The sequence below is a fragment of the Vibrio mediterranei genome (assembly GCF_900088415.1).
Taxonomy (GTDB): domain Bacteria; phylum Pseudomonadota; class Gammaproteobacteria; order Enterobacterales; family Vibrionaceae; genus Vibrio; species Vibrio mediterranei.
The window spans coordinates 227,909-250,770 of sequence record NZ_FLLQ01000007.1 but is presented as its reverse complement, the minus strand read 5'-3'; the positions used below and the strand labels follow the sequence as shown (position 1 = coordinate 250,770).

Sequence of the window (22,862 nt, the reverse complement as noted above, 5' to 3'; positions counted from 1 at the left end):
GAGCTTTCGTTATAAAAGACTAGGACAAGATGATAAGTATGGTACCTGCTAGTGTCATTAGTATGTTAGCAATAGCATAGGTGCCCGCATAACCAAGTGCCGGTATAGTTGAACGTGCGTGTTCATTAACAACATCCATAGCCGGTGCGCAAGTTCGTGCACCCACAATCGCACCTATCAACAACGCTCGGTTCATTTTCAGAATATACGCTCCAACAAGGTAAGCTAAAACAACAGGCACAACGCTAACCAAGAAAGCTATCGCTATGACTTGGGGACCGACTTGAGTTAAGTGCTCAAACATCTTGCCGCCTGCACTCAAGCCAATACCAACCATAAAGAACATCAAGCCAAGATCTTTGACCATGTTCAAGGCCCCCTGAGGAACGTAACCAAAGGTAGGGTGGTTGGCTCTTAAGAAACCGAGCGTGATCCCTGCAAGCAAAAGACCTACAGCGTTACCTAGACCAAACGAAACTTGACCAAAAGTCATGGTAATCAAACCAAACATAATGCCAAGAATAAAGAAGCTACAAAACGCGAGCAGGTCAGCCATTTGGCTGTGGATCGAAATGAAACCAATTTTCTCTGCAAGGCCATGTACACGACTCTTTTCACCACTGACCTGAAGAATATCCCCTTTTGCCAGCACGATATTGGCGTCCATTGGCATTTCAATTTGCGCTCGAACGACTCGGTTGAGGAAACAGCCATACTCGGATAGGTTTAGGCTCGATAAGCTCTTTCCTGCAATGTTGTCACTTTTTACTACGATCTCTTCTTCAACGATTCGCAGGTCGAGCAAGTTGCGGTCGAATACTTCTTTACCGTTGCGGAAGCTTGGGTCTAGTCGAGCGTGACTATCTGGGAAGCCAACTAAGGCAATCTCATCGCCTTCTTGCAAAATTGCATCGCCATCTGGGTGAGCCAAGATGCCATTACGGCGAATTCGTTCGATATAACAGCCTGTTTGGCGATAAATGCCAAGCTCTCTCAGATTTTTCCCGTCCGTCCAGTCGATGAGTTCTTGTCCGACACGGTAAGCGCGAATAATAGGCAGATAGACTTTTCTCTGGCCTGAGCCGCCCAACCCTCGTTCTTGCGCGATTTGCTGTGCAGAGTCATGCAGGTTTTGCTTTTGCAACTTAGGCAGTAACTTGGCAAGCATGATCATACTGATAAGGCCGATCAGGTAAGCCATTGCATAACCTACAGAAAGATTCTCTATGACCAAAGAGAAGTCCATTCCACGCGGAATCGTCGCAAGCCCTGAATTTAAGGCGTCTTGAGCACCTACTAACACTGGTGTAGCGGTCAAAGCACCGGCCATCACACCCGCGGAAAGACCGTAATCAAGTCCCAAGTAGTGGCTAGCAAAGTAGGTCACTGTCAGTGCGGTGACCAACACAACAAGACTGAGAATTAAATAATGTTTTCCGTCACGGAAAAAGATGCCAAAGAAGTTGGGACCAGCTTCAATACCCACACAGTAGATAAATAGCATAAAGCCGATGGTCAAGGCTTCCGCATTAAAACTGAAACCTAAATGTCCCATGACGAGAGAGGCAATTAAAACACCAATAGAGTTGCCGAGTTGAAGATTACCAAAGCGAATTTTGCCAAAAGCAAGGCCAATCGCTAAAGCGACAAAGATGAGAAGAATCGGGTTTTGATCTAGCAAATTTACTACGTCGATATTCACTGTATGTAGCTGCTCGAAGAGGCTTAAGTTGAGATTAATAAAGTGTGGCGATTGTAGCCGAAATAATCAAAAAGATAAGTGATTTTTTTTATGTTTTACTATTAGATTACGTATTTCTATCCTTATCCAGACAAAGCCTGACAATCGATGACAGTCTTGATGAAAACGGATGCAGCTCGCAAATAAAAAAAGCCAGCTTATATCAGCTGGCTATTGAGACTCTTTTTTCAACTATACTATTGATAGTGCAGACGATTATTCGTCAAAAAGGCCAAGGTTTTCTTTAGCGTAGGCTTCGAATTCAGTACAGCCGCCAATGTGCTCTTGGTCAATGAAGATTTGAGGTACTGTTTCAACAGGTTTACCTACAGTTTTCTCTAAATCTGCTTTTGAGATACCTTCTGCATGGATATCAACGTAACGGTAGTTAAAATCGTCACGTTTTTCTTTTAGCTTTTCAGCGTGCTCTTTTGCACGAACACAGAATGGACAACCAGGGCGACCAAAAATCACTACGAACATTGACTTTCTCCTTGAAGATTAAACTTTTTCTGAGCATCTAAAGAGACCAAGTCTCAGCTCTTTCATATTGTTGGAAACCACTATGCCTCAAGATGAAAAGGAAATAAAGTGGCAAATCCCACTTGCTCTAATAGGTGAAAACTATCAGAGCATAATTTACTCAGTTAGATGCAAAGTTGAACATAACGGAGTGTGATTTATGGCAAAGTTGTCGATATAAAATAGAGCAAAAACTAAGTAGCTTGGTTTAAATCAAGTTTTTGCAGCAAAGGAAACTGCATGCTTATCGAAGCTTTTCTTTTCTATGTTTGCACTACCAATAAGACTCACACTTAGAGTATTTGTATTGCTAGTTTCATAGGCAATGGTTTGATTAGTGAGTCGAATGGTATACCTAAAGGATATTGGTATGTTTCAGTTCATGACGTCTAGTCGTATTATCTTCGGAGAGGGCGCGCTTCAATCTTCCCTCTCAATCATCAATCAGTTTGGATACAGTGTGTTGCTGGTAACAGGGCAGGAGCGTCAAAGAGCCGACCCTGTGATTCATTATCTTCACAGCCAAAACATGCGTTATCAGCATGTCGCCATTCGTGGTGAGCCTAACATTACCATGGTCGAGGAAACGGCGATCATGGGTAGGCGTTTTAAGCCTGACATGGTGGTTGCTATTGGTGGTGGCAGTGTTTTAGATATGGGTAAGGCACTTGCTGCGATCATTCCCAATCAGGGTGATGTCTACGACTATGTTGAAGTTGTGGGTCGAAATGTGCCATTAAAAACCAAACCTATTCCCATGATCGCAATTCCAACTACAGCCAGTACCGGAGCTGAAGTGACCAAAAATGCGGTACTTAAATCTGGACAAGATAAGGTTAAAGTGAGTTTACGGAATCCGGATATGTTGCCTGATGTGGCGATTGTCGACCCTGTTCTAACCTACGGTACCGATGCTTACACTTCGGGGCGGGGTGCAATGGATGCATTTACTCACTTAATGGAAGCGTACGTTTGTGGTGAACCCAACCCATTGACTGATATGGTTTGTGAAGAAGGTTTGAGACGCCTCAGTTATTCCATTATCTCAGGTTGCAAACAAGATAATCCCAAATCACGTGCGGATCTGTCCTTTGCCGCGATGCTAGGCGGGATGGCGATAACTAATGCCAAATTGGGGGCTGCTCATGGCCTTGCCTCAGCGCTTGGTGGCAAAATTACCGCGCCACATAGCGTGATTACCGCACGACTCGCTCCACATGTTATGACTGAGAACATTAAAGCAGCGAAAAGAGCAGGACGCAGTGACGTGTTGAATCGATACCGTAATATGGCGCAAATTCTTACTGGACGAACCAATGCCAGTATTGAAGACAGCGTGCTATGGGTGAATATGATACTCGAAAGGCTTGAACTGCCACTACTATCCGAGTTTGGCGTTTGTAATACGTCTTTCGAGCAGGTTGCTGCTGATGCAATGAAGTCAGTAGCTATTAAAGGCAACCCTATACCATTAACTGAAGACAGACTAATTTTTATTCTGAATCAAGTGTGTCAATGTCAGTGCGATGGTCATCCGCAAACCCATGAGGACTCAAACCAAGTAGAGATTCGCAATAATCCAGTCGAGACAGATTAACGAGCAATATAAAAGAGGCCATTGGCCTCTTTTTTAAAGGATTTTCTATGACTAGTAGTTAGGCATTTTGTTGTAGCGAGAATCTTTTAATGCTTCTTTCACGCGTTTTAGGTTGTCTCTGAAGCCAGAGCCACGACGCAATGTAAAGCCTGTCGCTAAGACATCGATGATGGTCATCTGTACCACGCGGCTAGCCATCGGCATGTAAACGTCAGTGTCTTCTGGTACGTCGACAGTAATAGATAGTGAACTGGCCTTATCTAACGGCGAGTCTTTCGCGGTAACGGCAATAACTGTTGCACCGTTTTCCCTAGCAAGGTGAGCAATTTCAACTTGGCTCTTAGTACGACCTGTGTGAGAAATCAGTACGATAACATCGTTGTCTGAACAGTTGATGCAGCTCATACGTTGCATTACTACGTCTTCGTAACAAGAGATAGGAATGTTGAAACGGATAAACTTGTTCTGAGCATCTCGAGCAACCGATGAGGAAGCACCTAGACCAAAGAAAGAGATTCGCTTTGCTTGAGTCAGCAAGTCAACCGCACGATTGATTTGCATCGGGTCTAGGCTGTTCTTAGCAACGTCCAAGCATGCCATTGTCGACTCAAAAATCTTATGAGTATAGGCATCCGGACCGTCGTCTTCTTCGACGTTACGGTTCACATAAGGTGTACCATTCGCCAAACTTTGTGCGAGATGCAGTTTAAAGTCTGGGAAACCTTTGGTGTCTAAACGACGGCAGAAGCGGTTAACAGTTGGCTCACTAACATCCGCCATCTTAGCGAGTGTCGCGATACTTGAGTGTATGGCAGTCTGGGGGGATGCCATAATAACTTCAGCAACCTTACGTTCAGATTTACTGAAGTTCTCTAAATTTTTTTGGACTTTCTCTAGTGTATTCATAGTGTTCACAGGGTAAAGAGAACAACTTGCTGGCGATTCTATTAGTGAAGAGCAAAAGGTAATTTCGCAAATCTCAATCTAACATTGAGTTCTTATAGTACGTTAGAAATACGCCAACTCCATGTCCTCAGTATAAACGAAGCAGCATACGAGCTGTAATAAAAGCTCACATGAAATCTTTAGAATATGACAGGCATCAAACAAAAAAATGGAAGAAAAAAACAATTGAAGAAAAAACAGCCAGAAATCGCCAGTTTCTAGCTCGTTTTTACCGTATTACTCCCACAAAACAGAAAGAAATTTTCATAACTGCGAGAATGAAATTGATTTCACTTTTGGTCTTTTGTTTGGAGGATCTCGTGAGAGACTTGCTCAAGTCTTGCCATTAAGTTAGGCGCTGTTTTAGCAATATCTCTTTGTTCTTCAAGCACTGAACTTAATACATCCGTTGTAGTTAAAGGGTTGGCTAAAACGACCCTAAACACAATAGTGTCGCGCAGTGTCCATTGAATTGGATTAAGTTGTGTGCGAGATACAAAGGAGAGCCCGGTTTCTCGCTGTTTTTTCTGAATGACTTTAGTCAGTTCATTTAGCAAGTTATGGATCTCGGTTGTCTGCTCGGTTGAAGCAATAACCAGTGCATTACGGACATATTTTGGAACGTAGCGATAGGTCAGGAGACACAATTCTGGTTCACTTACCAGCTCGAAATCGTCTTGTTGTTTAATGAGGTCAGCAAAGTAACGAGCTTTCTCTATGCTTTGATTGATCAACAGCTCATAACCTGGACGGCTAATTATATGCATTGCGGCATAAACGAGCATTGCCATGCCTGAACGTGAACCTTCTAACGTGTGACTGCCTAAGTCTTTCGACCCTTTGCGCAAAATATACTGAGCGTGGTGCTCAATGCTCTTCATGGCATCTGGTTGCTTAAACAACACCATACCCGCACCCATAGGGATATAAAGCTGCTTATGCGCATCAATTGTCACCGAATCCGCCAGTTCCACACCATCTAGTAGAGAGCGATATTTAGCTGACATCAAAGTAGCGCCGCCCCATGCTGCGTCAACGTGAAAGTGACAAGACTCTTGTTGGCATATTTGAGCGATTTCTCTTAATGGATCAACGTTACCTGTTTCGGTTGTCCCGGCAACGCCAATGACCGCAAAAGGTTTAATTTTGTTTTCTTTGAGCTGAGCAAATTTGGCTTTTAGATCTTCAGGGCAGATTCGGTTGTGACTATCCGTTTTAACGGCAACTAGACCTTGTTGACCAATGCCAAGAACGTCTGCGGCTTTTTTTAGAGAATAATGCCCACGTTCAGAGACAAGCACGGCTAGACCTTCATAACCGTAATGCTTCATTGCCTTAAACAACCCTTCTTTTTCCACACCAAGGAAATCACCTTGCGCTTTTAAAGCGTTGTTGCGTGCTACCCAAAGCGCGGTGATGTTGGCAATGGTGCCTCCCGAGCAAAATGCACCAAGAGAATGGTTAGCACTATGCATCCATCGACTATAGAAAGGCTCGGACTCCCCATAAATCAGTTTATGAAGCATACCCAGAACTTGGCGTTCTAGCGGCGTGAATGCTTTGGAGGTTTCAATCTTTACCAAGTTCTGATTTAACGCGATCATAATTTTTGACAACGGCATCAAGAAATAAGGCAAGGCCGAGGTCATATGACCGATAAAGCTTGGTGAAGAGGTGTGTACCGAGTGCGATACTAGCGTATCAAGAAGGTGTTCAGTATGGTCCGAAACAAATGCTGGTTGTTCTGGAATAACAGCACTAGAAAAGTCCTTTTCAATTTCATGTAAAGGCTTTTCTTCTGCCACTATATGTTCGCGCAAAAACTGGTTTAAGTTCTTGGACAATCCTTCTTCGATTTGGGTCAGAGTTGAATCTGGTCCTTCAGGGATAGTGAAGATTCGAAGAAGGCTTTCGAAGCTGACATCAGCAATTTTCTGCTCAGATACCATACCGTGATCTACTATTATTCCGTTACTGCAAGCGGCACAATCTAAACCAATTAGCGGTGAAAGTCTCGCAAAAATTGGAATGGGAACTTAATTTTCATGGAGTTGCGTGCGTAGCATTGTGTGAATGGTCAAATAAAACGCAAAAAGCTGGCAATTTGCCAGCTTTTTTAAATGTTGTTACTGCACTATTTACACTCGGTTTTTTCTACCTTTTGGATAGCCGAGTTGTATTTATTAAGTGCAGTGTCGATCTTCTTTGGATGGCTGAGTAAATCAGCAAACGCGCTACGTAGATCGTAGTTCTGTTCATGAGGTTTAGCTTGACGATCAGCGAAGCTCTTAGCAGCAGCTTTACCTAACATGTCGTTACGCTGTGCTAGCGCTTTTACATCTTGTTGCTCTAGTTGCAGCCAACTTTCGATTGAGCGCTCGGTTGCCACTTTGGTTGGTTCGTTCTTTAAGTAGTAATGAACGGCTTCGCGATTAAGTTCAAAATGGTTTTTACGACCATCTAGAAACCATTGTCCAACGCTTTCAAGTTCTGGATATTGCTGGGTCGTTAATTGAACAAGATCATCATACCATTGGATAGATGCATCGATATAAGCATCGTATTTCTTCTCTAAGCATTGCGTGTCAGCTGAAAATGAGGAAAAAGAAGTTCCGACGAGCATTGCTGCGATAAGCCATTTTTTCATTATATTGTCCTTTGAATTGGGCTAACTAAATTATTAATACGTCTTTATTGTTGTTTTGATAGCGAAGCATATCTGAAAAATTGCTGTTTTCCTGCGATCTAACCAGCAAGTGATACAAAAAATAACATCATGACTGGTACCAATAGACTCAAAATAAAACCACTAACGATGGCGACAGGGACGCATCTTACGCCACCAGTGCTTTGAATGACGGGTAGGGTAAAGTCCATTGCTGTTGCTCCAGCATAGCCTATAGCGGTACAGGGCTTTCTGGTGATTAATAATGGGATAAAGACAAGTGCAACCAGCTCTCGTAACAGTTCAATCATAAAAGATGCACCACCGTAAACTGGTCCAAATGCATCGCCCATTAGAATTCCTGCTAGTGAATACCACCCAAAGCCTGACGCCATAGCAAGACCTTTGTAGACCGAGATATCAAGCACCATTGCAGCAATTGCACCACCTATGAGAGAACTCACGACAATAATGAGTGCGATCGCCATACCTTGTTTATTTACCAGAATCTGTTTTAGCGTGAGTCCGCTGTTTCTTAATTGAATACCGATAAAAAATAGCAGAGCGAGCAGAATCCACTCACTGGCAGTTTCTACCCAGCCTAAACCTATTGGCAACAATAGACCGGCTACTAAGCCTGAACCGACCACTAATATAAGCTTTAGGGACTCTAATGCCATAGCTGAAAGGGGGAGGTTACTTGTCAGATTTTCGGTCTTTAGTGGCAGAATACGGTCGACCAGGGGTAAAGACAGCAAATTGCAGGCACCGATTGACACAAAGAACACCAATGTCATGGTAACAATGGTCTTGAGGTTGCTTCCGAAGTTATCTAATGCGGCTAGGCTCAGTCCCATAAGGAACAAGATGATGTAAATCAGCCATGAGGTCGCTTTATTTAATGCCTCAAGCAATGATTTATTATTAATAGAGAAAAAATAACCGATGACTAGCGGCGTAAAAATATACAACATCCCTGAAAACATTGACGCGACGATCCTTCGTTACTATTAGCGTATGCGGTATTGTGAGAGGTTTACTTCACAAAAACAAGAGTGAGATAGGAGATTGCTCTCCTACATTCCTGCTGAGCGGATAATTTCTGATGTCTTGGTTTTGAATTCCTGATCAGACATCGTCGTTAACTTATACAGCACTTCTGCACCATCTACGTTTATTTCGACTTCATGTTCTTCTAATGCTTCGTGGTCTTGCTTTCGATACAACAGCACGTGATTGGCGATTCGTGCTATATCGAGATAGGACACTTCCGGTCGCTCTAGAGACTTCGGTTGATTCGACGCTACTTCGATAAAATCATTGTCAAAGCCCCAAGTTTTTAATACTTGCTCACTGGTAATAGGGCAGCGCGAGTGGAATATTTGCATCGCGAGATTGGAGTCGAGATAGTTACCTTTCTCTAAGTAAAGGTGATATTCGTTAACTAGGCAGAAAAGTCCGATGTCGGCCAGGAAGCCAACAAGTAGCGCTTTTTCTTGCTCAAGATATTGATAGCTTGTCGGCGCTTGATCTTGGAAAGCTTGAGTGACCATCACCATGGTCGCAGCCAGTTCTCTTGATACTGCTGCACTTTGTACCAAAACATCCTTACATTCTTCAGTCAGATTGACAGAGTGCTTAAGAAGTTCGATTGATTGGGCAGTCACAATGTCTCGGACACGAAGGATACCTAGGCGAGAGACCGCTGTATTCAGGTCCTTACAGGTCACATTGCCACGATTAAAGATGACAGAGTTGGCGACTTTGAGCACTATGGCTGCTAGCCCAGGATCTTCCAATAGGCAATTCGCGATGTCCGAAATCCCGGTGGACTCTAAGGAGCACAGTTTTTGAATCTTGAGAACAACTTCGGAAATTGGAGGAAGGGATATTTTTCCGGTATTAATTGATTGTTCTACGAGCTCAGCAAATTCAGTTTCTAAGCTTTCTATAAATAATTGTTGGTTGTCTGGTAGCCAGTAAAAAGATAAGTGGTTCATAAGATTTCGACAGCTGGAGATAGAAGGTCAGTTTACCTGTCAGGCTTTACAATTGACAATAACCTAAATGCCAAAATGTAGTCTTAGGTCAATTGTTTGACGTTTGAAACACCATTCAATTAGAAAATTGTTAATGAAATTGGTTGTATAATAGAGAACATGTGAAGTGACTCGCAAAGCTTTTGCTTTTAAGTCGCACATTTGTGACGTTGAGCCAGACTTATTTTGCATTGTGAACTATTATAATTACATATAAAACAAACAGAGCAGTTGCTGCTTATATTGACTGACTCTAAATAATATTTTTTCGCATTTATCCGCTGCTATTTCTGGTGATCGTATTAATCGGGGTAAAAGATTAAGGATCAAAGGAAATGATAGAGCAATCTTTTTACAACTACACAATTCAATTCGGTATCTCTCAAAAGCGTTCCATGTTTGGTGGTACAGGGCTGTTTAAAGACGGTGCTATGTATGCACTTATCAGTAACGATAGAGTCTTTATTCGCGGTGGCTGTGCTTTAGACGAGACGCTACAAAACCTAAACTGTGAAAAGTTTAGGCATGTTAAAAAGCAATCTACGGCAACTGTTAATTACTACGACATTACAGCGTTGTTTAATGAAAGCGCACCAATGTTAAGTGACTTAGTGCAGCGTTCTATTACTAATTCTGTTGAACAACACTCAAGTAAGAAGTCTGTCGAAAATAGAAGACTTCGAGACCTACCGAATATGCAGCTCACGCTCGAGCGTATGGTGAAGAAGTCCGGCATTGAAGATGTAAAAACATTCTTGGAGTTGGGTGCGCCGCAAGTGTTCAATAAAGTAAAAAGAACCTATGGCAATGATGTGGATGTAAAATTGCTTTGGAAATTCGCAGGTGCGGTTGAAGGAATACACTGGAAGTTGATTCAAGACCCCCGTAAACAGCAGCTGTTACAGTACTGCTCAGAAATCGATTAAATAAAAAAGGTCGTGCTTAGCACGACCTTTTTCGATCCGTTCGCTAATAGCCTTAGAATGCAAAGCGAGCAGTAAACATAAGTTGATCACCATAGATATGGTTGATACGGCCCTCTAAGCCTAGTGAGAATAGTTCAGTTGAGTGGAAGCGACCATATACGCTACCCATCCAACGATCTTTATCACCAACGTTCAGGTAACCGGCTTTACCACCAATCTCAAGTTGTGGACCTAACCATTGGCGCACACCTAGATTAACTTCCATACCTGTATCTGTTTTGTGATGCTCACCGCTGTCGTGAATGTGAGCAAGCATTTCACCAGTAAAGTCCGCCCAGTTATTTACCGGAGCGTGGAAGCCAACACCACCAGAAAAATCGTAATCACCTTCAAACTTAGAATCAATGCTACCAACGATATGAGCGTTAGGGTGGATTGACTTGCTAATTGCAGCACCGAATGTCATCGGACTTGCACCAATTCGAGCTTCAGCGTAATCATAGTTGAAGTTGCTCATTGTAGCTCGTTGTTCTTCTTGGTTTGCAAACGCCTGCTGAGAAGTGATCACCATCAGAGCGGCTAATAGAGTTTTGCGCATAGTGTCTCTAAACCTTTTTGTTGAAATTAATTCCTTGCCCATAAGAAGCACGCGCGTCGCATCAAGCTTATGGCGACAATCATTATCGGGGTATGATAATCCAATTTGTGATTGATTCACCAATAAAAAGTGTCTTTAACGGGGGCAAATTCCCAAAAATTTACATTGTCATACAGATTTCAATCAAAACGTCCGCATTCTGTAAGGAATTAGTAACAGAAAACCTGAGAGTAGCCACTCTATAATTCCCACAACTACAGTCTGTTATGAAGCTATAGTTCACAGAAATGGTATTTGGGATGAAACTCGGTTATTCGCCAAAGCTCATTCGATTATCTGATAGGGCCTTAAAAATCCGTTCTGTATCTAAGATTCGTCCCCAAGGGGCGAGGTTTTTATCGTGTTCTATCACAAAATCAGTAAGCTGCTGTTTAACGACTTCTCTCAGGTGATCGCCTTTCCATGGTTTACTAATGTAGAAGTCGAGACAGGCGTGATTGACCGCCTCTATTGTATCTTCGTGACCAGCTTGCCCTGTGAGTAGTACCTTACGGCAGTGCTTGAACTCTTCATTTTCACTAAGCTCGATAAGGAAGCTGACGCCTGTTTGTTCTGGCATGATGTGGTCGCAGAGAATCAGTGCCAGTCTTGTTCCATCTTTAGCGTGTTCTTGAATCACTTCTCTCGCTTCATCAACTGATTCAGCACCTTCGACAACAAAATGCTCTTCATAATCATCGAGGTCCTGTAGAACACTGTCCAACACTTCTCGTTCATCATCTACACATAGGATTAGGTATTCGCTCATCGTAATACTCCTTATAATTTGTCATCGTTGTCGACAGGGATGAGTACAGACATATTGGTATAAACACCAACTTCAGAGTCGACTTCTATCCAGCCTTTATGTTGGTTCAAAATTTGTTGGCAAACGGAAAGACCGATACCCAGCCCGAAGTTGCCTTCTTTCTTGGTAGTGAAATTAAGTTCGAATATCGACTCAAGTTGATCGCGAGGAATGCCAGCACCATTGTCGATAAACTGATACATGTTATATAACGAACCTTCCCGAGCGATGCAGTCAGTCCGAATCGTCAGCTGCCCTTTTTCAGGGAGTGCGTCTAGCGCGTTAGAAATAAGGTTGGTCCATACTTGCTGCAAGGCAATGGGTTTGCAAAGTACCGGTTGGAGCTTTCCATACTCTTTAATGAGAGAGTGCCGTTTTAGTCGGTTCTCAAAAATGACTAACGTATCTTCGATGCCCTCATGCAAGTCGACACATTCGTAAGATTCATTATCTGGTCTCGCATAGCCTTTTAGGCTCTTGACCATGTCGGCAATTCGTTGGGCACACACTTGAATAGAGCGCAGGGTGGCACCGGTTACTTGAAAGTTCTCAAGTTTATCTAGCTCACTCGTTAGCTTATCTGGTGACTGTGTTGCTTGCGCTAAAAGCTGTTCATTACCTTGTAAGTTGAGATTGACCAGTCGTTTGGCTAGTCGGCGTTCTTTGAGCGTCTCTTGAAGCTTTTTAGTTCTTGCTCTTATTTCCGAGGTGGAGAGTGGTGTGGAGTGTCTAGCTTGCTCAAGGACATTCAATCCGAGTTCAAAAGTGGATGCGTCATGGTTTTGTTTAAGTATAGAATCAATTTTCTCTGAAACGGTCTCTGCACCTCTCAAAATCGCAGAAACTGGGTTGTTTAGCTCATGAGCAACACCTGCAACAAGCTGCCCTAACATCGCCATTTTTTCTTGTTCTATAAGCTGTTGATGGGCCGATTCCAACGATTCCAATGTCTTCTGCAACTCTAGCTTAGTATCAATGCTACGTTGTAATCGTCGGTTAAAATGTCGCAGTAACAGGTTAGTAAAGAGTGGCAGTAAGTCGGTATTAGAATGCATTACTTGAGTGAATACTTTTCTATCTAATTTAATAACTTGCGTGCCGGTCAATGTCATGGCAGTTGAGAACGAGCATTCGCCAGTCACAAAAGACATGCCGCCGACAATACCGCCTCGACTGTGTCGTACTACTTCACGCTGTTGACCCAACTCATCTTTTTTATACAGCGTCACCTGACCTTCGACGATAAACCACAGAAATTCGTTAGGCTGGCCTTCAACGGTTAGCAGGTGTTCGGGTGAATACTCTCTTACCGCACGAGTTTCGTCTTTTTCGGCAAAAAATCCCAAAAGAGATTCAATGACTTGGGCGGCGAGTTCTTTGTCTGATAGTTCATGGAAATCGTGAATAAAACTGGCCCGGTAGGAGTGCATTTTTTGGTCGATGTGGGCGCGGAGAATCTTCTGTTGATCGAGTACTTTGCCATAATGAAGTAGGTTGTCTTTCTCGTGAGTGATAACGAATTGAGTGAGCTCTTTGACGACCGTTTTGTGTAACTCTTTTTGTTCTAAGGGTAGAGTAAGGCAGTGGTCTAGTCGTCCTTCGTTGACGGCATTTAAAATCGCTTGAACGTCTTGGAAGTTAGTTCGGCTCACCAGTATCTTTCGCGCTGATTGAGCATGAAGAGTTTGTTCTAGCTGAATAAGAAACTCTCCACCATCGAAAAGACGACTATGTCTGGCAATTACCATCGCCAGCTGTTGCCCTTGAGCACCGATATATTGCAACAGTTCGTGTCCTTCACTGATGGACGTCACCAGATGAATATCAAAGTGTGACTGATAGAGAGACAGCTCAGTATCCAGAGTGTCCAAATTAATCAGATCATTGTCTAAACAGAGTACGGCGTATTGATTTCGCTTTGTCATGAACCTGCGCTATTCGATTCTCTCAACAGTAATTTTAATATATCAATAAAAAGCATGGGGTTATGAGAACTAGGTATGAGATTGGAGATCCTAGCGACTTGAGTTAGACTGAATGAAATATACTTCACAAAATGTCTTAAATACTCTATGAATCAATTGAAAAAATATGGCGCAATCGGCGGTGCAGTAGCGCTTGTTTTATGTTGGCCACTGGCTGTTGGACATATCGGGCAACAAGTTGTTGAGGATGGTGTAGAGCAACTAAACAACGAAGGTGTTACAGCAGAGATTGTAACCTACGATCGCGGTTACCTTTCTTCTAACGTAGAAACACGCTACCAAGTTAACGATCCTGTTCTGAAAGAACAGTTAGAAGTGGATGGTTTGCCCACAGAAATTGTGGTTCAAAGTGAAATTAGTCACGGTTTATTCAGCTTAACAGCGAACTCGCATATCCAGAATTATCCTGATTTCCCTCTCGCGTTAAAAACAGTGACGCAGCTGAATGGTAATACTGAATTTGAATTGTCACTCGATAGTTGGAGTTATCAAGGAGATGATGCACAGAAAGTTAGCATGTCTATTTCTCCGTCAGTGGCAACAGGTACTGCAACCGTTCTAGGTCAGTTGACGTTCAATGCTAATATCCCTTCGATTCAATTGGATTTTGAAAACGGTGAACAACTGACATTAACAGACTTGTCTGCAAATGGTGTTGGGAAAAAAGAGCAAGGTTTTTGGCTTGGTGATCAGAGTGTGATGTTAAAAAACTTCACCATTCTCGATGAAATGCATACTAGCATTTTGAATATTGATGATCTTGGCTACACCTTCAAATCGTCTTTTGATTCTGAAGCGGATCGCATTGATACCCAACACATATTCAGTATGAGCAATATGACCTATCCGGATGGTGGTCAACTGAGCGACCTCAAGGTCGACTTTGCGCTAACCTCGCTAGATAGAAAATCATTCGAAGGGCTGGTCGACTTGTATCAAACTAATCCAACTATCGCGCAAGCAGATATTACTACTTTAGCCCCTTTGATTGAGACGTTGTTTGCGCGTGGCTTTAACGTTGCGATGAACGACATGCACTTCAAAGTAGCGGACGATGAGTTCAAATCTAACTGGCTACTAAAAGTGCCTGAAGGGACTGAAAATGTATCACGTGATCCAAGTGTGGTGATGCCAGCGCTGACTGGTAACATGAACGCGTATATGTCAGAAGGCATGGTGAATGTTAACCCGATGCTTGCTCAAGGTATTGATGAATTGGTAGTGATGGAGATGGTGACGCAACAAGATGCAGGCTATCAAATGAAGGCTGATATTGAAGGCGGTCAACTGGTATTTGCCAATGGCCAGAAAATTCCACTAGTTGCACTTTTCTTGCCGCTCTTGATGGGGCAATCAATGGGGCAATAATCGCTAAGTGAGTACAAATTACACTCGTGATTAGAAAAGAGGTCTGATGGCCTCTTTTCTTGCTTTTTATCTCCGTAAAAACGTGATATTACTGGCACTTCTTTATGTATTTAGTCAGGAGTATAAAGGTCATGGAGCCGATTTCACATAACGTATTCAATTTCAGTGCTGGTCCTGCTGGGTTACCTCGAGCTGTACTACAAAAGGCACAATCTGAGTTGCTTGATTGGAATGATTTGGGTACGTCGGTGATGGAAATCAGCCATAGAAGTAAACCTTTCATCAAGGTTGCAGATGAGGCTGAACAAGATTTAAGAGACCTGCTAAATATTCCTTCCAACTATAAAGTACTTTTCTGCCAAGGTGGTGCGAGAGCACAATTCTCTGCTGTACCACTTAACTTATTAGGTTCAAAGACCAAAGCAACTTACATTGACGCTGGTTACTGGGCCGAAAGTGCGATTGATGAAGCTGAAAAATACTGTACACCTGTTGTGCATAAAGCGAAGACAGAAATAGATGGAAAAGTTGCGGTTCAACCTGTGAGTGAATGGACCATTGATGCCGACTCGGCATACGTTCACTTCTGTCCAAATGAAACCATCGACGGTATTGAAATCAATGAACTACCGCAGACTGAGCTACCAATTGTAGCGGATATGTCTTCGACGATTCTTTCACGTCAAATCGATGTGTCTAAGTACGGCGTTATTTATGCGGGCGCGCAAAAGAACATTGGACCTGCCGGTATCTGTATTGCGATTGTACGCGATGATTTGCTAGATCTAGCCAACGATGTCCTACCGACATTTTTAAATTATAAAGTGCTTGCTGAAAAAGACTCTATGTACAACACGCCGCCAACTTTCGCGTGGTATTTGTCTGGTTTAGTGTTTAAGTGGCTGAAAGAGCAGGGTGGTGTTGCTGCAATTGAGAAGATTAACCGAGACAAAGCAGCGATTCTTTACAATCACATTGATGCTTCTGACTTCTACCACAACAACGTATACGAGAACAATCGTTCGCTAATGAACGTGCCGTTCCAGCTATCAAAGCCTGAACTAGATGCTAAATTCTTGGAACTGGCAGATGAACGTGGTTTGCGCGCACTGAAAGGCCACCGCGCCGTAGGTGGTATGCGCGCATCGATCTACAATGCGATGCCGATCGAAGGTGTACAGGCGTTAGTGGATTTCATGAAAGAGTTTGAAGAGCAATTCGCTTAAACGGTACTGACCATTTCTGATAGAGCCGAGCAGTTAAGCTCGGCTTTTCTTTTGGGTAAATTACAATTTTCTCTCGTATTAATATTATCTATTGTGTCCATAAATAACCCAATAAACAGAACTCGTTAATTATGCACTGATTCACAGCTTCATCGCTGACAACTCGTTTATGCTTGCTATGTGTGCATCACTGGATTGGTTTATGGACATTATCTTATTAGCAGGTTTAATTGGGCTGAATGGTTTATTTGCCATGTCAGAAATCGCATTAGTGGCAGCGAAAAGTGGTCGACTGCGAAAAATGGCAGAACGACAGAAATCTGCGCAACTTGCGTTAAAGCTTAAAAATAACCCCACATTATTCCTCTCTACTATTCAAATCGGTATTACTGCAATCGGTATCCTCAGCGGGATATTTGGTGAGGCAGTTTTATCTGCACCGTTTTCAGTCTGGTTGCACTCAAAAGGCATAGACCCGGAACTTGCGAATATCTTAGCTACGGCGAGCGTAGTTATATCTATTACCTACTTCGCGATCGTAGTAGGAGAGCTGGTACCCAAGCGGCTCGCCCAAAACAACGCAGAGCGAATTGCCACTCTCGTTGCCTATCCAATACATTGGCTATCATTGTTAACCAGCCCTTTTGTTAAGCTGTTGTCGGTATCCACTGATGCGGTACTTCGTCTCCTTGGTCAAAAGGAGGGACAAAGCGATTGTGTGACCGAAGAAGACATCATTTCTTTAGTGCGAGAAGGTTCAGAAACAGGCGCTATAGAACAGCAAGAGTTAGTGATGATCCGTAATTTATTGCATCTAAATGATAGAGCGGTAACGTCACTTATGACGCCCCGTAGCGATATACATCATCTTGATATAGATAAACCAATTGAACAAGCGCTCAAAGAACTTAGGCAAACTAAGCACTCTGTATGGCCTGTGTGTCGTGGTGGTCTTGATAACATCATTGGTACGGTATCTTCAAAGAATCTATTGGATGAGTATGAAGTGCTTTCGGCGGGTAAACTCGCGAAAATGTTACGTAAGCCAAGGTTTGTTCCTGAATCAATGAAAGGGTTAGCTCTTCTCAACCACATGCAGCAAACCAGCTCTGAGATGGCGTTTTTAGTTGATGAGTATGGTGACGTCCAAGGGTTAGTTACTCATTATGACTTGCTTAAGTCTATTGCTGGGGAGTTGGGGATGGCTCCGCAACAAGTTTGGGCTAAGTTGCTTGCTGATGGAAGTTGGATTATTGATGGATTAATTCCAATCAACGAGCTGAAACATAAGCTGGATATTCAAGAACTAGAGGGTGAGTTTGATGAGGGCTTCCAAACCTTGAACGGTTTTTTGTCCTGGCAGCTAGGGAGTGTGGCAAAAGCCGGGACACACATTTGCTATCAACAATGGGACTTTGAAGTACTGAAGGTCAAAAATAATCGCATCACCCAAGTAAGAGCACGTAGAGAGTGTGGAACTCAAGATACAGAGAAGTAGGATAAATAGAAAACTATTGCTACTACAATTAATTGGATGTAAAAGCCCGCTTCAATATGTTAGTGACATAGGGAAGCGGGCTTTTAGTATGGTGAATATTAGCCGTTAAAGCGTTTGATGCAGTTCGTAGTATCGACCTTTCTCGTCAAGAAGCACTTGGTGGTGGCCGTACTCCAACACTTCACCGTCTTCGAGTAAGCAGATGGCGTCAAATGTTTCTAAATGCACTAAGCGGTGAGTGATGAAAATAACCGTTTTACCGTTAAAGTGTTGGTCAAACAACTGCATGATTTGTTGCTCAGTCTTTTTGTCTAAGCCTTCAGTAGGCTCATCAAGTAATAAGATCGGCGCATCATGTAGCAGTGCTCGTGCGATACCAATACGGCGCTTTTCGCCACCGGAAAGTTGACGTCCGCCATCACCCAACCATGCGTCCAAGCCATTGTCTTCAGCCAAATGTGCCAGGTCTACTTTATCTAGAGCAGCGATAAGCTCCTCATCAGAAGCGGACGGCTTCGCCATAGACAAGTTATCACGTAGTGTGCCATTCAAGATGTCGACTTTCTGGCTAACAATGCTAGTTGCTTCGCGAAGTTGACCTTCACTCCAGTTTTGAATCTGAGCACCGGCAAGGGTAATCGTCCCTTGGTCGACATCCCAGTAACGTGAAATGAGCTGCAACAGCGTTGACTTACCTGAACCAGTTTGACCAACAATGGCCAAACGATGCCCACTCTTCACTGAAAGTGACACGTCGCGAAGTGCTTTTTCGTTAGCGTCTGGGTAGCTAAAGCAAACGTGATCGATATCGATGGAGTACTCATTCGAATGCGTTACAGGCTCGTCAGGGAAGGTGACTTCCGGCGTTGCTAGAATCACCTCATTTAGTCTCTTGGCGGAGGTCAGCGTCTGACCTAGATACTGGAATGCACCTGCAATAGGCATCAGTAGTTCAAAGCTTGCCATAGTCGCAAAGGCCATTAACGCGATTAGTGGGTCAGGCTGATTTCCACCCACGCCATCCGCTGCTAGCCACAGCATCAGTATGAGCAGCCAACCATTAGCAAGAATCAGCAGACCCTGAGCCATACCAGATATTTTTGCGTGAACCAACTGGTTAGTAATCAACTTGTCTTGCGCAGTCACAATAGCTTTTCGGTAGCGAGATTCAGCGCCAAAAAGCGTCAGTTCACTATAACCTTGTAACCAGTCTAAGGTACGAATGCGAAGCTCAGCTTTATTTAGTGTTAACGCTTCCCCATTCTTGCTTCCCAAGCGGTAGAAAACGATAGGCCACGTGATAAGCAGCAGCATTAGAATTGCGCCAAGCGTGAGGCCTAGCGTCATGTCAAACCAACAAAGAATAGCGGTCAGACATAAGATGCCAAATACACCGACGATAATTGGGCTAACAAGACGCAAATAGACGTGGTCCATGGCATCAACATCTGCCACAAGACGGTTGAGCATATCCGCATCGCGAATGTTGACGGCTTTACCGGGAATAAGCGGTGCTAGCTTGGTGAAAAAGAAGATTCGAAGATCGGTGAGTAATTTGAAGGTAGCGTTGTGGCTGACTACACGTTCACCCCAACGTCCAGCGGTGCGCGCCATTGCCGCACCACGTACACCGGCACCTGGCAACATATAGTTAAAAGTTTCGCGAGCAATGGTTAAGCCTGCGACCGCAGCAGCAGAAATAAACCAGCCTGAAAGAGTGAGTAGACCAATGGACGCAAAAAGTGTTGCAAAGGAGAGGAGCATACCCAAAGACAGGCCAAACCAATGCTTTTTATACAATTTTAAGTAAGGGAGTAAATCACGCATCTAAATTCCCCTTATCTTGAGCAACGGATGATTGATGGGCAGACAACATGGTGCTGAATAAGCCATCTGAGTCTGAAAGTGAATCATAACTGCCTTGTTGTTCCAGACGGCCTTGATTCATCACTAAGATGGTATCTACGTTCTTTAGTTGAGAGAGCTGGTGGGTGACCATCAATGTCGTTTTACCTGCGGTACTGGTGTGTATACCTTGAGTAACAAGACGTTCACTTTTGGCGTCCAGACTTGCAGTCGGTTCATCTAGTAACCAGAAGTTACCGTTTTGTACCATTGCTCTTGCTAACGCGATACGCTGAGCTTGACCGACCGAAAGACCTCCGGAACGATCGGTAACTTGATAATCCAAACCATGTTTTTCGACAAACTCAGCCGAGAACGACGCCAAAAGAGCATTGTTGACTTGCTCTTGGTTAACATCATTATTACCTAGGGTGATGTTGTCGCGAATCGTTCCGTGAAGTAGCAGTGGGTTTTGGCCAACCCAGCTGATGTTTTTACGCCAGTCGGTTTGGTCGAGATCTTTAAGTTCAATACCTGCCACTTTTAATGAGCCTTGATACGGCATAAAACCTAAAATAGCGTTGACCAGACTGGTTTTGCCTGCGCCGCTCGGGCCGACTAACGCCGCGGCTTCGTTGGCGCTTATTTTGAAGCTAATTGGACCGACAAGGCGAGTCCCCTCAGGGCTGAAAACTTCTAAATCTATTGCTTCGATAGAGATGCTTTGAGGGTGAGAAATGTTCTGACTGCCCTGTGGTAATGCGGTAACTTCTGTATCCAAGAACTCGACAATACTTTCTGCAGCACCGACGGCTTGTGCTTTAGCATGGTAGAAAGTACCTAAGTCGCGCAGTGGCTGATAAAACTCAGGCGCTAAAATCAAAATGAATAAGCCAGCGAACAAGGTAACGCCGACACCATAATGACCAAAGTTAAGCTCACCAATATAGCTGAAGCCAAAATAGACGGCAGTTATGGCGATGGAGATTGATGTAAAGAACTCCAAAACCGCAGACGAAAGGAAGGCAAGTCGCAATACATCCATTGTGCGTTTACGAAATACTTCAGACGCACCACGTAGTACCTCTGTCTCAGTTTCTGTGCGATTGAAGAGACGAATTGTTGTCATGGATTGCAATCGGTCATAAAAGTGACCAGAAAGACGTTGTAAAGCCTTAAAGTTTTTACGGTTAGCGTCGGCAGCCTTCATTCCGACGAATGCCATAAACAGAGGAACAAGTGGTGCGGTGACAAGGAAAATTAGACCGGCAGCCCAGTTGATAGGAAATACAACGATAAGGATGATAATAGGGACAGCAACAGCGAGGGACATTTGCGGCAAGTACTTAGCGAAGAAATCTTGCATTTCTTCCACCTGTTCAAGAACTAGTGTTGCCCATGTGCCAGCAGGTTTGCCTTTTATATAAGTTGGTCCTAGTTCGCGTAACTTATCAAGGATGAGTTGCCTTATGTAACAACGTATCTGCTCGCCACATTTGAATCCAGCGATTTCGCGCCCCCAAGCACATCCAGCACGCCCAGCAACGGCTACTAGTAACCCTAAGAAGTGCGGAATGAGTTCATATTTGTCGACATGCTCAATAATGAGTTGGTGCAATATTGTGGCGATAAGCGCAGCTTGCGCTAGCAAAAACAGGCTTGAAAGAACGCCAAGGCCAATCGCAATAGCGAGCCAGCGTTTAGCAAGCTTACTTTGCGTCTTGAGCCAATTATTCAAGCTCCGTTGTTTTTTCTTATCCATGTAGAAGGCTTAATGAGTATTATTATTAGAAGAAACGGCGATTATACAAAAAGAAACCCACAGGGCATACCTATGGGTTTCTTGTTTTCAAAAATAATGAGACGAAATGTTAAATTTATGACTGTGCGTCAAGGAAACGCTCAGCATCTAACGCTGCCATGCATCCTGTTCCGGCTGAAGTAATCGCTTGGCGGTAGTTATGGTCCATCACGTCGCCAGCAGCGTAAATACCGGGAATGCTTGTTTGCGTAGCATTGCCTTCTAGGCCGGATTTCACAACAATATAGCCGTTGTTCATTTCAAGCTGACCTTCGAACAAGTCAGTATTCGGCTGATGACCAATGGCGATAAATGCACCCATAACATCAATGTGTTCAATTTCTTCTGACTGTGTATCTTTAATTCGTACGGCAGTGACGCCCATATCATCACCAACGACTTCTTCCAACGTACGGTCGGTATGCAGGACGATATTGCCTGACTCTACTTTGTCCATCAAACGCTTAACGAGAATCTTTTCCGCACGGAATGTGTCTCTACGGTGGATTAGGTGAACCTCTGAAGCGATATTCGATAGATAAAGAGCCTCTTCAACAGCGGTATTGCCGCCGCCAACAACCGCAACTTTCTGGTTGCGATAGAAGAAACCGTCACATGTCGCACAAGCTGAAACGCCACGTCCTTTGAACGCTTCTTCTGATTCTAGGCCAAGGTATTTGGCTGATGCGCCCGTTGAGATGATAACTGCATCGGCAGTATAGCTCTGAGAGTCTCCAAACAACTTAAACGGGCGAGTACTGAAATCGACTTTATTAATGTGATCGAAGATCATCTCGGTTTCAAATTTCTCAGCGTGCTCTTTCATACGATCCATTAGAGCAGGGCCCGTTAACCCTTCGGCATCACCTGGCCAATTTTCCACTTCAGTGGTCGTTGTGAGCTGTCCACCTTGTTGCATTCCAGTCACTAGAACAGGATCGAGGTTGGCACGTGCCGCATAAACAGCCGCGGTATAACCAGCAGGGCCAGAACCTAAGATAAGCAATTTACAGTGTTTTGTGTCAGCCATTTTGTTGTCTCACTTCAGTCATTCTTATTGCACCTTCTATCGGTGCATCTTAATTACCTAATATATTGGGGTTACGGTGAATTAATCAATACTAGATTTGTGATAACTGATGTCATTTTGAGCAGTTAGTTGTTAATCGAACGCATCAAATGCATATTTTCCCTTTGTACCGTCCGATTAGAGATAAATACTAGGATTGATAATCTAGATGGTGGCTAACACTTTGACG

General features: G+C 43.6%; 18 protein-coding genes. 5 read left to right on the top strand and 13 right to left on the bottom strand.

What is annotated here, in order from left to right; all coding sequences use genetic code 11:
* Positions 1-19: 19 nt before the first annotated feature.
* Complete coding sequence (locus tag VME0621_RS19825) at positions 20-1,702, bottom strand: aspartate:alanine antiporter (protein WP_006074738.1); 1,683 nt, start codon at positions 1,700-1,702, stop codon at positions 20-22.
* A 255-nt stretch (positions 1,703-1,957) separates the two neighbouring features.
* Entirely contained in the window at positions 1,958-2,224 is a 267-nt protein-coding gene (locus VME0621_RS19820) for a GrxA family glutaredoxin (RefSeq protein WP_006074737.1), read from the bottom strand.
* A 409-nt stretch (positions 2,225-2,633) separates the two neighbouring features.
* Here VME0621_RS19820 and VME0621_RS19815 point away from each other — a divergent pair, with 409 nt between their 5' ends.
* The gene (locus VME0621_RS19815) at positions 2,634-3,860 is read left to right on the top strand and encodes an iron-containing alcohol dehydrogenase (RefSeq protein WP_006074736.1); all 1,227 of its coding nucleotides are present in this window, start codon (positions 2,634-2,636) and stop codon (positions 3,858-3,860) included.
* Between the two features lie 51 nt (positions 3,861-3,911).
* Here the strand turns inward: VME0621_RS19815 and VME0621_RS19810 are convergent, their stop codons facing one another.
* From VME0621_RS19810 to VME0621_RS19790, 5 genes are all read right to left on the bottom strand, one after another.
* The gene (locus VME0621_RS19810) at positions 3,912-4,766 is read right to left on the bottom strand and encodes a MurR/RpiR family transcriptional regulator (RefSeq protein ID WP_006074735.1); all 855 of its coding nucleotides are present in this window, start codon (positions 4,764-4,766) and stop codon (positions 3,912-3,914) included.
* Positions 4,767-5,095: 329 nt separating this feature from the next.
* Positions 5,096-6,754, bottom strand: a complete 1,659-nt coding sequence (gene panP / locus VME0621_RS19805) for a pyridoxal-dependent aspartate 1-decarboxylase PanP (protein ID WP_062459394.1) — start codon at positions 6,752-6,754, stop codon at positions 5,096-5,098.
* Between the two features lie 185 nt (positions 6,755-6,939).
* Positions 6,940-7,452, bottom strand: coding sequence for a hypothetical protein (locus tag VME0621_RS19800; RefSeq protein ID WP_006074733.1), 513 nt, complete (start codon positions 7,450-7,452; stop codon positions 6,940-6,942).
* Positions 7,453-7,550: 98 nt separating this feature from the next.
* Complete coding sequence (locus tag VME0621_RS19795) at positions 7,551-8,456, bottom strand: LysO family transporter (RefSeq protein ID WP_062459396.1); 906 nt, start codon at positions 8,454-8,456, stop codon at positions 7,551-7,553.
* Positions 8,457-8,546: 90 nt separating this feature from the next.
* Entirely contained in the window at positions 8,547-9,470 is a 924-nt protein-coding gene (locus tag VME0621_RS19790; RefSeq protein WP_038230229.1) for an HDOD domain-containing protein, read from the bottom strand.
* Between the two features lie 374 nt (positions 9,471-9,844).
* Here VME0621_RS19790 and VME0621_RS19785 point away from each other — a divergent pair, with 374 nt between their 5' ends.
* Positions 9,845-10,435 carry a TfoX/Sxy family DNA transformation protein gene (locus VME0621_RS19785; protein WP_038230231.1) on the top strand — a complete coding sequence of 197 codons (591 nt, stop codon included), beginning with the start codon at positions 9,845-9,847 and terminating at the stop codon, positions 10,433-10,435.
* Between the two features lie 52 nt (positions 10,436-10,487).
* On the opposite strand, the gene VME0621_RS19780 is transcribed toward VME0621_RS19785, so the two are convergent.
* The 3 genes from VME0621_RS19780 to VME0621_RS19770 form a co-directional block, all read right to left on the bottom strand.
* Entirely contained in the window at positions 10,488-11,033 is a 546-nt protein-coding gene (locus tag VME0621_RS19780; RefSeq protein WP_038230233.1) for a hypothetical protein, read from the bottom strand.
* Between the two features lie 310 nt (positions 11,034-11,343).
* Positions 11,344-11,841, bottom strand: a complete 498-nt coding sequence (locus tag VME0621_RS19775) for a response regulator (RefSeq protein WP_062459398.1) — start codon at positions 11,839-11,841, stop codon at positions 11,344-11,346.
* Positions 11,842-11,852: 11 nt separating this feature from the next.
* Positions 11,853-13,805, bottom strand: a complete 1,953-nt coding sequence (locus VME0621_RS19770; protein WP_062459401.1) for an ATP-binding protein — start codon at positions 13,803-13,805, stop codon at positions 11,853-11,855.
* A 147-nt stretch (positions 13,806-13,952) separates the two neighbouring features.
* Between VME0621_RS19770 and VME0621_RS19765 the strand changes: the two genes are divergently transcribed.
* The 3 genes from VME0621_RS19765 (at position 13,953) to VME0621_RS19755 (ending at position 17,957) form a co-directional block, all read left to right on the top strand.
* A complete protein-coding gene (locus VME0621_RS19765) occupies positions 13,953-15,233 on the top strand; it encodes a DUF945 family protein (RefSeq protein ID WP_062459403.1) in 1,281 nt (426 codons plus the stop codon).
* A gap of 131 nt (positions 15,234-15,364) precedes the next feature.
* Positions 15,365-16,459, top strand: coding sequence for a 3-phosphoserine/phosphohydroxythreonine transaminase (gene serC / locus VME0621_RS19760; protein WP_062459405.1), 1,095 nt, complete (start codon positions 15,365-15,367; stop codon positions 16,457-16,459).
* A gap of 202 nt (positions 16,460-16,661) precedes the next feature.
* Positions 16,662-17,957 carry a hemolysin family protein gene (locus tag VME0621_RS19755; protein ID WP_062459406.1) on the top strand — a complete coding sequence of 432 codons (1,296 nt, stop codon included), beginning with the start codon at positions 16,662-16,664 and terminating at the stop codon, positions 17,955-17,957.
* A gap of 105 nt (positions 17,958-18,062) precedes the next feature.
* Here the strand turns inward: VME0621_RS19755 and cydC are convergent, their stop codons facing one another.
* The 3 genes from cydC to trxB form a co-directional block, all read right to left on the bottom strand.
* Positions 18,063-19,784: a heme ABC transporter ATP-binding protein/permease CydC gene (gene cydC, locus VME0621_RS19750; RefSeq protein WP_062459408.1), complete on the bottom strand. Its 1,722-nt coding sequence runs from the start codon at positions 19,782-19,784 to the stop codon at positions 18,063-18,065.
* Positions 19,777-21,564, bottom strand: coding sequence for a heme ABC transporter permease/ATP-binding protein CydD (cydD, locus tag VME0621_RS19745; protein ID WP_062459411.1), 1,788 nt, complete (start codon positions 21,562-21,564; stop codon positions 19,777-19,779). The genes cydC and cydD overlap by 8 nt, the downstream gene beginning before the upstream one ends.
* A 115-nt stretch (positions 21,565-21,679) precedes the next feature.
* On the bottom strand, positions 21,680-22,633 hold the full coding sequence (gene trxB, locus VME0621_RS19740; RefSeq protein WP_062459414.1) for a thioredoxin-disulfide reductase: 954 nt from the start codon (positions 22,631-22,633) through the stop codon (positions 21,680-21,682).
* Between the last annotated feature and the right edge of the window lie 229 nt (positions 22,634-22,862).

Bases quoted from the DNA above. Each gene is read 5' to 3' on its own strand.
- VME0621_RS19820 (WP_006074737.1), bottom strand. From the start codon at position 2,224: ATGTTCGTAGTGATTTTTGGTCGCCCTGGTTGTCCATTCTGTGTTCGT.
- VME0621_RS19815 (WP_006074736.1), top strand. From the start codon at position 2,634: ATGTTTCAGTTCATGACGTCTAGTCGTATTATCTTCGGAGAGGGCGCG.
- VME0621_RS19810 (WP_006074735.1), bottom strand. From the start codon at position 4,766: ATGAATACACTAGAGAAAGTCCAAAAAAATTTAGAGAACTTCAGTAAA.
- panP (WP_062459394.1), bottom strand. From the start codon at position 6,754: ATGGTATCTGAGCAGAAAATTGCTGATGTCAGCTTCGAAAGCCTTCTT.
- VME0621_RS19800 (WP_006074733.1), bottom strand. From the start codon at position 7,452: ATGAAAAAATGGCTTATCGCAGCAATGCTCGTCGGAACTTCTTTTTCC.
- VME0621_RS19795 (WP_062459396.1), bottom strand. From the start codon at position 8,456: ATGTTTTCAGGGATGTTGTATATTTTTACGCCGCTAGTCATCGGTTAT.
- VME0621_RS19790 (WP_038230229.1), bottom strand. From the start codon at position 9,470: ATGAACCACTTATCTTTTTACTGGCTACCAGACAACCAACAATTATTT.
- VME0621_RS19785 (WP_038230231.1), top strand. From the start codon at position 9,845: ATGATAGAGCAATCTTTTTACAACTACACAATTCAATTCGGTATCTCT.
- VME0621_RS19780 (WP_038230233.1), bottom strand. From the start codon at position 11,033: ATGCGCAAAACTCTATTAGCCGCTCTGATGGTGATCACTTCTCAGCAG.
- VME0621_RS19775 (WP_062459398.1), bottom strand. From the start codon at position 11,841: ATGAGCGAATACCTAATCCTATGTGTAGATGATGAACGAGAAGTGTTG.
- VME0621_RS19770 (WP_062459401.1), bottom strand. From the start codon at position 13,805: ATGACAAAGCGAAATCAATACGCCGTACTCTGTTTAGACAATGATCTG.
- VME0621_RS19765 (WP_062459403.1), top strand. From the start codon at position 13,953: ATGAATCAATTGAAAAAATATGGCGCAATCGGCGGTGCAGTAGCGCTT.
- serC (WP_062459405.1), top strand. From the start codon at position 15,365: ATGGAGCCGATTTCACATAACGTATTCAATTTCAGTGCTGGTCCTGCT.
- VME0621_RS19755 (WP_062459406.1), top strand. From the start codon at position 16,662: ATGGACATTATCTTATTAGCAGGTTTAATTGGGCTGAATGGTTTATTT.
- cydC (WP_062459408.1), bottom strand. From the start codon at position 19,784: ATGCGTGATTTACTCCCTTACTTAAAATTGTATAAAAAGCATTGGTTT.
- cydD (WP_062459411.1), bottom strand. From the start codon at position 21,564: ATGGATAAGAAAAAACAACGGAGCTTGAATAATTGGCTCAAGACGCAA.
- trxB (WP_062459414.1), bottom strand. From the start codon at position 22,633: ATGGCTGACACAAAACACTGTAAATTGCTTATCTTAGGTTCTGGCCCT.